Raw genomic sequence first — 12,122 nt, 5'->3', positions numbered from 1 at the left:
CTTTACTCGAATGGCGTGTCAATCAATGTCCAGATTCGCTGACGGCTCGATATTGAGCTGGACTTAAGAGGTTGTTCAATTCGTTTGGGTTGGATATCTCGATGTGTAAAAACCACCCCTCGCCATAAGGGTCTTTATTCACCAGTTCAGGTTTTTCCTGGATTTGTTGATTTGTCTTGATGACTTTTCCCGATATCGGGGCGTAAATATCGTAGGCGGCCTTTACGGATTCCACAACCGCACAGGCTGCGCCTGCCTTCACCGCTTTTCCTATCGTAGGTAATTCAACAAAGACGATGTCTTTCAGTTGCTGCTGTGCATGGTCTGTGATACCCACAATCACCTCTTTTTGATTTATCTTCTTCACCCATTCATGCGTCTTTGTGTAAAACAATTCGTTGGGTATATTTGCCATATGCAGTATCCTATTAAATTTTTACCATCTTTTATTTAGAAGTCCAAAATCTGAATACCAAAATCCGAAACAATTTCAAGTTTTTTTACAACCCCTTCATCCTCCTTTTTTAAAGGGGATTTGGTTGCGCCTATGCAGCGCTAAGTAATTTCCCCCTTGTAAAATGGGGTCTTTACAATACGTGCACGATAATTATTTTCTCTGATTTGGATTTGCAACACCTCCCCCACTCTGGCATAGTGAGATTTTATAAGGCACAAGCCGATGTTTTTATTTGTGGTGGGACTAAACGATCCGCTGGTAACCTTGCCAATCGTTTCATTCCCTTTCAATACAGGATAGCCGTTGCGGGGAATCCCCCGGTCAATCATCTCAAATCCAGCCAATTTTCTATCAACCCCTTTTGCCTTCTGTCTGAGCATGGCCTCTTTACCAGTAAAGTTACCCTTGTCGAATTTCACGGTCCAATCAATGGTCGTCTCGAGAGGGGTCGTGGTCTCATCCATATCATTTCCATATAACAAAAGACACGCCTCCAATCGCAGGGTGTCCCTTGCTCCAAGACCGGCAGGTCTCAAGCCATCCTGCCTGTTTTTGTCAAGGAGCAGATTCCATAGTTTCACGACATGCTTTGCATCTGTAAATATCTCAAAACCATCCTCGCCGGTATATCCCGTCCTGGAAATTACTATCGGTATACCATCCCATACAAAATCATCAAAGTAAAACCTCTTCAGATAATCAAATTTACTGTTGAAGGCATTTTCAAGCATACGCATGGATAGGGGGCCTTGTAGTGCGATGAGAGATGTGCTGTCAGTCGAGTCCCGTATTTCTAAGGGTTGATAGGTGACGGCCTGCTCCTGTAGCCATAAGAGGTCTTTTTCTTTATTAGCACAGTTTACCACGAGCATAAAATGTTCTTCATGCCATTTGTAGACGAGGATATCATCAAGAATCCCGCCCCGTTCGTTGCAGATGGGGGTGTATTGAACTTGCCTGTCTGCAAGTTTCCCAGCGTCGTTTGTAATAATGCGCTGAATGAATGGGAATGCCTTGTTTCCTAAAATCTCCAATCTCCCCATGTGGGATATGTCGAAAAGGCCGGCATTTTTTCTGACGCTGTGGTGTTCATTGATGATGGTGTCATATTGGAGGGGCGTGAAATAGCCATGGAAGGACACCATCTTTGCATTGAGTTTGAGGTGGGTATCATACAGAGGCGTTTTCTTCATGGTTCATAGATGCCATTATTCATCATTATATTTATAACCACAGGTAGGTTTCAGATGATAAAAATAATCACTTTCATTGTAAGGATAGAGCGAACACATGTGTGGCTTACGATCATATACCTTACACAGGGAGAGCCCATTTTCATCGTATCCAAGATGCTGGCATTTAAACGATGCATGGCAGCACCGCCCACATCGGAGGCAATTTCCCTGTCGTCTTTTTAATGAGGTATAAATTTCCCGTTTATTGAAGACATAATACATCCTTCTCCATGCCTGCAATAAAATTGCGGAGCAGAATATGTCTACCTTTTGCGCTATTTGTTGTGTTTTCTGCACAAATTGATGAATCTTTTTTATTTCAAGTTTACTGATGAACTCGGTCATTTATCTTTACCCTTTTTAAAAAAGCCAAAAAATAATACCCTTATCTCATATCAAATTTATGTATCCCAGTCAAGATAAATGCCAACAAATACATGCCACCGGATTAAACCGCTATTATCCTGTATCCCGAATCATTTGATGCACATAATGATAAACTCAAAACAGTTTGCAATTGACCTCAAAATGCTATATGCTATTTCTAAATTATTGTTGTATACGATATTTTAGCAAAAGGATAATGGGCTATTATGATGACCAGCGGCACTAAAGCATCAAGTTTCCTTAAAATAGGAGTTGTATTATTCTGCTTCATGTGCCTCTTTTTTGCAACTTATATGGCCTCCAGGTACGAACATCAGAAGACCAAAACGGAAATTCAAGTTAGTAAAGCAAGAGAACTTGAAGAAAAGATCCGTGAGTTAACCACTGCTAATAAAAAGTTATTGCATATTCGCGCTGCGTTGGCCCAGGAGAAGGAGCAGATGGCGGAAGAAATTAACACGCTGCGGGAAAAATGCCTCGAGTTTGAAGGCTGGAAACATACTGCTGAAAAGGAAATGCTAAAAAATGATTTGACCACAAACCAGGAATTAGCTGATACAAATGATGTAAAGAAACGACTTCCCGATGGCGAAGAGAAAATCACTTCAACAAATCAACCCGTAATTGTGGAAAAGGGGAATTCCACACTAACACAACCTGATACGATAACACCCGGTAAACGATTGGAAGGGTCACATGAGGTATCTAACGGCAAGTAATATGTATTTGGTATATTAAAAAGGAGGTGTTTTATGAAGATGATGACTGAACAGCATTTGATTAATGCATTTGGTGGAGAAAGCCAGGCCCATATGCGCTATCTGCATTTTGCCGATCAGGCGGATAAAGAAAATTTTCCAAACGTGGCCCGATTATTCCGTGCCATTTCTCATGCGGAATATGTCCATGCTGGTGATCATTACCATGAACTCCGTCATTTAGAAGGAGGGTTTGTGGCAAACAGTATGGCGGCATTTGGACCCGGTGATACGAAAAAGAATTTGAAGCTGGCTATCATGGGAGAGAATTTCGAGATTACCGAAATGTATCCCACCTACATGGAGGTGGCCAAATTTCAAGAAGAAAAGGGAGCTTTGAGGACATTTACCTGGGCATATGGTACGGAAAAGATGCATAAAAAACTCTTTGAAAAGGCAAAGGAATCCGTTGATAAAAACAGCGATGCGGATTTGGGGCCGATCCAGGTCTGTAAGATCTGTGGATATACACTGGAAGGAGAAGCTCCGGACAAATGCCCGCTGTGTAGTGCCACCAAAAAAGATTTTATTACTTTCAAATGAAACAATGTGGGAGAGATTAAGGTGATGGGTATTTTCGTGTCAATACTATAAGGCATGATGAAGAAGCCACAAACTCATAGTTTGTTTTTATGATTATTTGTTTGCACTCTTTAATTTTTCATACTGGGCAAATGATTTTCTGGCCTCTTCTTTCAATCCCTTCTTTTCATAAAGCGTCCCAAGGATATTATAGATATCTATCGTTTCCGGACTGATTTCCAGTACCCTGGAGTATTCATAAATAGCGTCATCCAGGCTGCCTTTTTGCTCGTAAATACGGGCGAGTACGAGATGAAGGGTGGCATGCTTTGGATCGATCTCAAGGGCACGTTTCAGGATTTTGACGGCATTGTCGGACATATTTTCTTCGTTATATACGATTGCAAGACAGATATACGCCTTAAGATTGTTTTTATTTGAGGATACCGCACTTTCCCATTGCTCAATTGCCTCGTCGTGTTGTTTGTTGTAATAGGAAATGAGACCCATCTCAAAATGCGTTTCAGGTCTTAAGGCAATATTCATTTCTTCAATACTCTTTAACTTGTCTTTTATGGTGACTAACTTTTTCAATGCGGCGTTACTCATGCCCTTGTTTTTGGTTTCGGAGAGGATCAAAGAAGGAATTGACGCCTTTTTTCTTTCCAGAAGAAGCGCATCTTCCAATGATTCTTTTTCTCCTTTCATGAATTCTGTGGATTCTTTGATCGTCGTTTTCAGGTCGAGATTTTTGTCCTCCAGGACAGAGATTTTTTGTTCCAGTGCAGTGATTTTTTGTTCGTAGTCTTCTTTTGATAGGCGTTCTTTGGCTAAAGATTCTTCTTTGATGCGATGTTCTAATTCCGCAACTTGTTTTTGATGCTCCGTCACGGAGATATAGTCATTCTTGTAAGATATCAGTTTTTGTTCGTAGTCGTTTATCTTATCATCATAGATTGATTTAAGGATATATTCGTCTGCTAATCTTTTTTCATAAGACTCTACGGCATTTTCGTAAATTTTCTTTTGCTTGTCGCGGGTAAATTTCAGAGTCTTGATTAATTCATCTTTTTCGGCAAGGAGATTATTATAATAGGGTCTTTCTATGAAGAACCAGTAACAAATGAGGGCAACAACTGAAACACCGAAGGCAATGATCAGAATGACAGAAAGTTGCTTATCTGTTTTAATGAAAGCCCTTTTCGTGGCGGAGCCCTTTGTTACCCTTTCAAAACGTTTGAAGAGGTCGCTGAAGATCGATTTTGCCTGAAAAAAGCTCCTGTATTTTTTATTTTGAACAGGATAAGAAATGTTGCTTTCAGGGTTCCCTACTTCGGGTGTTGTTTTTGTATCAATGTCTTTGTTATTATTTATATCTGTTTCAGACATGTTCGTTCAATAAAATATTCAGCAAAAATTCTATCCGATGTCAAGTTCTGTTACCGTTGATGTTTCCCGCGGGGCATTGCTGACAGGCTGTTTTTTGAGTATGAGGTTGTCAGCCTCTTCCTGGCTCATCGGAGTGACCTCTACGATCCTTTGAAAGGTATCATTGTCCATCTGTCTTACTAAAACTTTTGAGGAAGGCAATACGTGCGATTTCCCGTACCTTGCCGTGAGGCGTGCCCCGATGTGAACCATTTCTTCAGTGACTTCGCCGCGCAAAAGGGTAAGAGGTCCTGGCATGTCGACCAGGCTTAAGAGAAAATCCCCCTCTTTGGAAAAGGATTCGATTTTTTTATTATCCTCTTCATTTCTGCCAACAATGGCCTTTGTTTGTGAATTGAGTCTGAAATGTCTTCCGACTTTTAACAGGTTGACATCATTTACATTTGCATCGCAGGTATTGACCAGGTCTCGCATGCGGTGTGCAAACTCAGGATCGGTGAGCAGGCAGCCCCCCGCAGAACATGGATAATCTTTGATTTGAAACACATCGGCAAGCTGTATCTGATCTTTCCTGGAACGGCCTCGAATCTGAAGAAGCTGTTCCCTGTCTACAATACCCAGTTTCTCGGGAATGGTAGGTTCCATGTGTTTGGCACATAAAGGCCTCAGGACAAGTCCGGTAAGATTTGCCTCTTTGTCGATAATCCTCATGGCTTCTTTTCGCTGGGACATGGGTCTCTGCCCTAACACCTCACCGGTGATAATAAAATCGGCGCCGATTTCCCGCATGTATTCGCCTGCAATGCGAAAAATGTTAATCCGGCAATCGATGCAGGGGTTCATATTTTTTCCGTAGCCAAACTTCGGTTTTTTCACGAGATCCAGAAATCGTTCCGTGGTATTGATGACCTTGATTGGTATTCCAAATTTTTCTGAGACCTTTACGGCCTCAAGTTTGCAGCTGCCATGGGAGGTGCAGCGGCAAAATACAGTCACAAAATTAAGGGCAATCACCTCAATTCCTTGTTGCTGGATAACACGGATAGCCAGGGTGCTATCCAAACCGCCTGATAGTAACGCCAATGCCTTTGCCAAAATCGAACTCCTTAAGTACAATAAATTTCCGTTCTGTAAATTATTTTAAAACCTATGTGTGGAATTTTAAACGATAATGGATGCCTCTTTCAAATAAAAAATGGAATTTGCACTTAGTACATCCGAGAGTGATCGATAGTTATAAAATCAATAGAGAATTCCATTTGATCTTCATCAATAATTATAAATGATCAATGTAAAAGAAGTTTGACTGTGCCATCATGTTATGTTAAAGTAAAAAATTGTTATTCAGGAAAGGCGCCAAATAACAAACAAATTCAAATGGGGAGATACTGTGATAAGACAACCGGCTGTAGCGGGCAGTTTTTATAGCAGAGATGCAGCCCAGTTAAAGAGCGATATCGAAGGTTTTGTGATTAAGGATTGTGAGAAACAGACCGCATTGGGCATCGTCTCACCGCATGCCGGGTATATGTATTCTGGACGCGTTGCAGGGAATCTTTATTCAAGGATCAAAATACCCGACACCGTGGTCATCTTAGCACCAAACCATACGGGATACGGCGTGCCGTATTCCATCTGGCCAAGCGGGTCATGGCGCACACCCCTGGGTGATGTCATGGTTGATGAAGAGGTGGTAAACGAACTGGTCAATGTATGCAATCTCATTGAGAAAGACCAAGAAGCCCACCTTTATGAGCACGCCGCTGAGGTGCAGATACCCTTTATTCAATACTTTAATCCCCAGAGTAAAATTGTTGCGATGGTTATATCTTCCAGGAATATTGCAGCCCTTAAGAGGATAGGGGAGAATCTATCATTGGTGCTACGGAAATTACGTCCAAATGCCCTGGTGGTAGCCTCCTCTGATATGACTCACCGTGAGCCACAGGCGTCTGCTAACAGAAAAGATCAGATCGCCATTGATGAGGTTTTGGCCCTTAATGAGGATGACCTATACAGCAAAGTACACGACATGCGTATTACGATGTGTGGCATTTATCCTGCAGTTGTCATGCTGGTATGCTCTAAGGACCGTGGGGCAAAAAAGGCAGATCTCGTGCGTTATGAAACCAGCGGTGACATTACGGGCGATTACGATCAGGTCGTGGGGTATGCAGGAATTATGGTAAGTTAAAGGAAACAGTGCTTATTTTTTTATTGAATAGTATTTTTGTGTGATTCCGGTTTGTCTAAGTTAGGAGAATAATGGTATGGTAATGGTTCCAAAAATTAAATTACATATCGACGGTAAGGCCATAGAGGTAAATAAAGGCAAAACAGTCTTGCAGGCAGCCAATTCCATAGGTATTCGTATCCCAACACTTTGCCACGACCCGCGCCTGGAACCTTTTGCGGCATGCCGCGTCTGCATGGTAGAAGCGGAGAGGGGCAAGTCGAGCGCTCTTATTACGTCTTGCAATACAGAGGTTACTGACGGCATGGTAATCCGGACTGATTCCGAGAAGGTATTGAAGTCACGAAAGATGGTTTTAGAACTGATCCTTTCTGATCATCCGAAGGATTGCATGACCTGCGAGAAATGTGGTACCTGCACGTTACAAGACCTTGCTTATGAGTATAAGGTAAGGGAAAGCCGGTTCTTTGAAAAACCCGACGGTGGTATTGTAGAAGATGAAAATCCCGCCATTCTACAGGATACCAGCAAATGCATCCTGTGTGGCCGCTGTGTGCGTATCTGTGCCGAAGTACAACAAGACTATGCTATCGATTTTAAGAACCGCGGATTTACTACAGAGACAGGGTTGCCTTTTGGAAAACCACGACGCGAGACGACGTGTGTGTTATGCGGCCAGTGTGTATCTACGTGCCCGGTGGGTTCCCTGGTGGAGAAACAGGCTGTTGGAAAGGCCAGAGACTGGGAATTGAAACAGGTAAAAACTACCTGTGCTTATTGTGGTGTGGGTTGTACCATGTATTTAAACGTGAAAGGAAATCAAGTCGTTAAGGTAACGTCAAAGGCAGGTTCCATTCCTAATGACGGGAACCTGTGCGTGAAAGGGCGATTTGGGTATGACTTTGTCCATCATCCTGACCGGTTAAAACAGCCTCTAATAAAAAGAAATGGGAAATTCGAAGAGGCGACATGGGATGAAGCGCTGAATCTCGTTGCTTCTAAATTGAGTGAAATAAAGGCAAAGTATGGATCTGATAACATTGGCGTAATGAGTTCTTCGAGATGCACCAATGAGGAAAACTATCTGGCAATGAAATTTGCACGGGCTGCGATTGGCACGAACAACGTAGACCAGTGTGCCCGGACTTGACACGCACCCTCCGTCGCCGGTCTGGCGATGTCATTCGGTAGCGGTTCAATGACCAATTCCATTAGCGAAATTAAGGATTGCAAACTCATCTTCCTGATCGGTGGTAATCCCACGGAAGCACACCCGATTGTAGGGTTAGAGATGAAAAAGGCGCTTCGCAAGGGCTGTACCTTTATTGTCGCAGACCCGCGACAGATTTGGTTTGCCCAGCATGCAAAGTTATATCTTCCTTTGAAACCAGGAACAGACAACTGGCTGTTAAACGCAATGGCCCATGTTATTCTTGCGGAAGGTCTTGAAAACAAAGAATTCATACAGACGAGAACTGAAGGTTTTGAGGAATTAAAGGAGTTTGTTAAGGATATTACACCCGAAAAAGCTTCAGAATTTACAGGTATTCCTGCGGAAGATATAAGAAAGGCAGCAAGGATGTACGCCCAGTCGGAGAAGTCTGCAATATATTATACCTTGGGCATTACCGAACATGTTTGTGGAACGGATAATGTAAGAAGCATTGCAAATCTTGCCCTGTTAACGGGGCACATCGGGAAACCCAGCACCGGGGTGAACCCCATCCGGGGGCAGAATAACGTCCAGGGCGCAACAGACATGTGTATCCCTGATAAATTACCTGGATATCAATTGTTCTCGGATCAAAAAGTTGTAGAAAAGTTTGAAAAGGCCTGGGGTGTTACCTTAAACAAAACGCCGGGAAATACATCGCCAACCATGTTTGAACGTATGAGTAAGGGGGAATTTAAAGCGTTGTATGTCATTGGGGAAGATCCGATCATGAGCGAACCCAATCAGGACTATACGATCAAGGGACTGAAAAACCTGGAGCTGCTGGTTGTACAGGACATCTTTCTGTCGGAGACGGCAAAATATGCCGATGTTGTTCTGCCTGCAGCGAGTTTTGCTGAAAAGGACGGTACCTTTACCAACACGGAACGCCGTGTGCAACGTGTACGAAAGGGTGTCAATCCCGTTGGAAATTCAAAGCCAGACTGGCAGATTATCTGTGAGCTGTCCACCCGTATGGGCTATAAGATGGATTATCCGTCTCCAAAAGAAGTGTGGGACGAAATTGCCAGCCTTGTACCGATGCTTGCAGGTATTAATTACGCAAGGATCGAGCAGAACGGTATTCAATGGCCGTGCCCTGATGTAAAACATCCTGGCACGAAATTCCTGCATGAGGGCAAATTCCCGCGTGGTCTTGGAAAGTTTTTTGTGTTGCCTTACCGCGCCCCTGCCGAGAGTCCGGATAGGGAGTATCCATTATTACTTACCACGGGGCGTACCCTTTATCACTACGGCGCGGGCACTATGACGCGGAGATCGGCCGGGATTATCCATAAGACAAATGACTGTTTCGTTGAAGTACATCAAGCGGATGCCCGGGAATTAGGCATATTTGACGGTGAAATGGTAAGAATTGCATCACGTCGTGGTGAGATAACTGCCCGTGCCGAGGTTTCTGACAAGGTGAAAAGAGGCGTCATCTGGATGCCCATGCATTTTGCAGAGGCCGCAGTGAATAAACTGACAAAGGATGCATACGATAATATCACCCAGACGGCTGAATATAAGGTCTGCGGGGCAAAGATCGAAAAGTTATAAACTCTTCAAGAAAAAGGTTACTGAAAGGCTACCGAGGAAAACAAATCTCCTGGGTAGCCTTTTTCATTTTCAGGCTATACCAGTAAGATTTGCCAAATTAAAATTCTTTGGTCGTTTCACTTCCTCAGAATGACAATTAATACGAATTATGTATTTTGAGTAGAAGCAGGCGTCTTTCCCTTTATTCCTGCTTTTGTTTCTTCTGACTGCCCCTCAGTAAACCACTTATATTCCCCCCTACCTTTCTACCTACTTCATGACAAATACGCGCAACTTTTTCTTGCCGAATCGTAAAGCTTTATTGTGCGACTCCATCCATATCTCTATTCGCCTGCCTTTGACCGCCTTGCCAATGTCTTCTGCCCTGAAAATCCTGTTCTCATACCCTTCTATTTTTAACTTTGTTCCAAGCGGTATCATCTTCGGGTCCACAGCAACGGTACCGTGTGAGGCTACTTTTCCACTTTTGGTTATTCCATAGGCTTTATGTTTTGGTGTTTTTCCCGTGCATACTTTGCAATTATCATAAGCCCTTACCGTCATACGATACACTTCAGCCGCAGCTGTTTTCAGGGGTAAAAACATAAAAATAAGCATATAAATAATCTGTGGTTTCAAACGTTTTTTCATCAGTCTAATGGTAGCCTCACTAGTACCTTTAGAAACGTCAAAAACGGACTTGGACAGAATTAAGGAAGTTACTTATTTATTCTTGCCTTTGTTACTTCAGCCTGCCTCTCGGCGAGATACTTAATATTCTGCCTGCTTCATTTCATAAAGTAATATATCCTTAAAACCTAACATCTATTTTTATCTTTATTCCATAATTGCAAACATATTATTTTATGACATAGCGGATGTCAAGCGGAATCGGCGAAATTACGCTGGAAACTTGAGGGCCATGGGGTCAGTATAACAGACTGTCCGAGAATGTAGCTGATAAATCAGCGTTCTCCGGTTAAGTAATTGCGAATGAGCGACATTGTTGTTCTTTGAGAGTATCGAGACCTGTCTGCTGACAGGTGGGATTTGGTAGAGCATTTTTAAGATTGCGGGCTTCATTATTGTATTTTGATACGCAACTCTCTGGCTCAAAAATTTAATTATTAATATTTATTTATACAGAAATAGAGAAATTAGAATTTCGGACAAAAGCTTTCAAGGTCGATCTGCTCAAAAAGTTCTCAGTCATCGTTGCCATTTTCATCGGCGTTGCACTTGTCATTGCTAAATTGTTGTGGTAGCAATAGATTCAAGGAAAGACAAAATGGATACAACGATAAAGAAAAACGACTTTAAGACTAAAATGTGTGGCCTGATAATTGCGCTTTCCATGGCATTTCCAATTGCGCTTAATATTTTTATGACACGGAATCCCCATTGAATTACTGTGCTAAAATTTATCAAAATGGATAGAATTAATAGAAAAAACCGGAATGAATAAAATGATGTTAAGTTCTTCTTATTTAAGTAATTATGGGGAAACCAGTCTCAAATTCAAGTCGTTGAAATGCCTTGTCCGGGCTCATAGCCCGGAGGCCGTGGGTTCAAATCCCACCCCTGCTACCAATAAAATCAAGGGTTTGCGGTACACCACGACCCTTTTTTCATGTGGGTACGACAGGTTACATTACTGTGAGAATTTTCTACCTACTCCTGAAAAACATCTATATATTTCCTTCCAAACCACTTTTTCTTCGAGGTATGCAACGTAACGGAGTTGCGCCCCTTCTTCTTGGACTCAAATAGAGCTTCGTCTGCAAAGTTAAGAAGATCATCCTTAGTGAAAGTATCAACAGCGGGGTTTATTTCTGCCACCCCAAAACTCGCCGTAACATGATATTTTTTGTTATTGTCGGCAAAGGCGTGTATGGCAATTGAATCACGTAATTTTTCCGCCACGGTCTGAGCGTTGAGCTTTTGCGCGCCGACAGGTTAATTTCCTTTTCAAGAAAGCTCTGGAAGTAACCATGGTTGTATACTTCCGTTAAGCTATCCACGTATGCAAGTCTTTCAAGGATTTTGTTTTTTTCCCCTGGAGTTCTTTGGTGATTTTTTGCAATTGTACTTTGGCGGCAATGAAAATTTCTTCCCAATCAGATTTGACAATCTCTGCCATGATAAGTTTTGCAGCAACAGCACCGGACAGAGATTGTTCCCAAAATTGCTCATAATTAAAAACGTCTTTTTTCTCCCCTGATTTTATCGAAAAAAAAGAAACAGAAAGAACAAGACTTCGAATTGCATTTATCCCGATTCTCGACACAGCCTGTTGTATCGTGCTTATCTTACATGGAAAATTATAAAAAGCCGAATTAGCTATTTTGAGTACCTTTGCTGACAGGGAGGTATCCATAGAGATCAGATCTGCAATATCCCTCATGCCAATTTCATCTTTCGAAGAAAC

12 protein-coding genes are annotated in these 12,122 nt (G+C 42.4%); 4 read left to right on the top strand and 8 right to left on the bottom strand.

The features are described 5' to 3' along the window. Positions 1-22 precede the first annotated feature (22 nt). The 3 genes from gcvH to BROSI_RS21285 form a co-directional block, all read right to left on the bottom strand. Positions 23-415 carry a glycine cleavage system protein GcvH gene (gcvH, locus tag BROSI_RS07255; RefSeq protein WP_052563081.1) on the bottom strand — a complete coding sequence of 131 codons (393 nt, stop codon included), beginning with the start codon at positions 413-415 and terminating at the stop codon, positions 23-25. A 140-nt stretch (positions 416-555) separates the two neighbouring features. Then, positions 556-1,650, bottom strand: a complete 1,095-nt coding sequence (gene gcvT, locus BROSI_RS07250) for a glycine cleavage system aminomethyltransferase GcvT (RefSeq protein WP_052563080.1) — start codon at positions 1,648-1,650, stop codon at positions 556-558. Positions 1,651-1,665: 15 nt separating this feature from the next. Continuing rightward, entirely contained in the window at positions 1,666-1,914 is a 249-nt protein-coding gene (locus tag BROSI_RS21285; RefSeq protein WP_420886069.1) for a YkgJ family cysteine cluster protein, read from the bottom strand. 371 nt (positions 1,915-2,285) lie between these two features. Here BROSI_RS21285 and BROSI_RS07240 point away from each other — a divergent pair, with 371 nt between their 5' ends. After that, positions 2,286-2,798 carry a hypothetical protein gene (locus BROSI_RS07240; protein ID WP_052563078.1) on the top strand — a complete coding sequence of 171 codons (513 nt, stop codon included), beginning with the start codon at positions 2,286-2,288 and terminating at the stop codon, positions 2,796-2,798. A 33-nt stretch (positions 2,799-2,831) separates the two neighbouring features. After that, positions 2,832-3,380, top strand: a complete 549-nt coding sequence (locus BROSI_RS07235) for a rubrerythrin family protein (protein WP_052563077.1) — start codon at positions 2,832-2,834, stop codon at positions 3,378-3,380. Between the two features lie 93 nt (positions 3,381-3,473). On the opposite strand, the gene BROSI_RS07230 is transcribed toward BROSI_RS07235, so the two are convergent. Both BROSI_RS07230 and BROSI_RS07225 read right to left on the bottom strand, forming a co-directional pair. Continuing rightward, positions 3,474-4,748: a tetratricopeptide repeat protein gene (locus BROSI_RS07230; protein ID WP_052563076.1), complete on the bottom strand. Its 1,275-nt coding sequence runs from the start codon at positions 4,746-4,748 to the stop codon at positions 3,474-3,476. 30 nt (positions 4,749-4,778) lie between these two features. Further along, on the bottom strand, positions 4,779-5,843 hold the full coding sequence (locus BROSI_RS07225; RefSeq protein ID WP_052563075.1) for a hypothetical protein: 1,065 nt from the start codon (positions 5,841-5,843) through the stop codon (positions 4,779-4,781). A gap of 295 nt (positions 5,844-6,138) precedes the next feature. On the opposite strand from BROSI_RS07225, the gene amrB reads away from it, so the two are divergent. Both amrB and fdhF read left to right on the top strand, forming a co-directional pair. Beyond that, on the top strand, positions 6,139-6,942 hold the full coding sequence (gene amrB, locus BROSI_RS07220) for an AmmeMemoRadiSam system protein B (protein ID WP_052563074.1): 804 nt from the start codon (positions 6,139-6,141) through the stop codon (positions 6,940-6,942). Between the two features lie 82 nt (positions 6,943-7,024). Continuing rightward, complete coding sequence (fdhF, locus tag BROSI_RS20750; RefSeq protein ID WP_082059352.1) at positions 7,025-9,715, top strand: formate dehydrogenase subunit alpha; 2,691 nt, start codon at positions 7,025-7,027, stop codon at positions 9,713-9,715. A 249-nt stretch (positions 9,716-9,964) separates the two neighbouring features. On the opposite strand, the gene BROSI_RS07205 is transcribed toward fdhF, so the two are convergent. From BROSI_RS07205 to BROSI_RS20415, 3 genes are all read right to left on the bottom strand, one after another. Beyond that, a complete protein-coding gene (locus tag BROSI_RS07205; RefSeq protein ID WP_052563071.1) occupies positions 9,965-10,345 on the bottom strand; it encodes a 3D domain-containing protein in 381 nt (126 codons plus the stop codon). Positions 10,346-11,365: 1,020 nt separating this feature from the next. Further along, a complete protein-coding gene (locus BROSI_RS20420) occupies positions 11,366-11,617 on the bottom strand; it encodes a GGDEF domain-containing protein (protein WP_052563070.1) in 252 nt (83 codons plus the stop codon). Between the two features lie 85 nt (positions 11,618-11,702). Beyond that, on the bottom strand, positions 11,703-12,098 hold the full coding sequence (locus BROSI_RS20415; protein WP_052563069.1) for an HDOD domain-containing protein: 396 nt from the start codon (positions 12,096-12,098) through the stop codon (positions 11,703-11,705). Between the last annotated feature and the right edge of the window lie 24 nt (positions 12,099-12,122).

Origin of the sequence: Candidatus Brocadia sinica JPN1 (assembly GCF_000949635.1) — a bacterium.
GTDB lineage: Bacteria > Planctomycetota > Brocadiia > Brocadiales > Brocadiaceae > Brocadia > Brocadia sinica.
The sequence above is the reverse complement of the archived record's forward strand: the minus strand, read 5'-3'. Positions and strand labels throughout refer to the sequence as shown.

Bases quoted from the DNA above. Each gene is read 5' to 3' on its own strand.
- gcvT (WP_052563080.1), bottom strand. From the start codon at position 1,650: ATGAAGAAAACGCCTCTGTATGATACCCACCTCAAACTCAATGCAAAG.
- BROSI_RS07205 (WP_052563071.1), bottom strand. From the start codon at position 10,345: ATGAAAAAACGTTTGAAACCACAGATTATTTATATGCTTATTTTTATG.
- BROSI_RS21285 (WP_420886069.1), bottom strand. From the start codon at position 1,914: ATGTATTATGTCTTCAATAAACGGGAAATTTATACCTCATTAAAAAGA.
- BROSI_RS07230 (WP_052563076.1), bottom strand. From the start codon at position 4,748: ATGTCTGAAACAGATATAAATAATAACAAAGACATTGATACAAAAACA.
- BROSI_RS07240 (WP_052563078.1), top strand. From the start codon at position 2,286: ATGATGACCAGCGGCACTAAAGCATCAAGTTTCCTTAAAATAGGAGTT.
- gcvH (WP_052563081.1), bottom strand. From the start codon at position 415: ATGGCAAATATACCCAACGAATTGTTTTACACAAAGACGCATGAATGG.
- BROSI_RS07235 (WP_052563077.1), top strand. From the start codon at position 2,832: ATGAAGATGATGACTGAACAGCATTTGATTAATGCATTTGGTGGAGAA.
- BROSI_RS20415 (WP_052563069.1), bottom strand. From the start codon at position 12,098: ATGAGGGATATTGCAGATCTGATCTCTATGGATACCTCCCTGTCAGCA.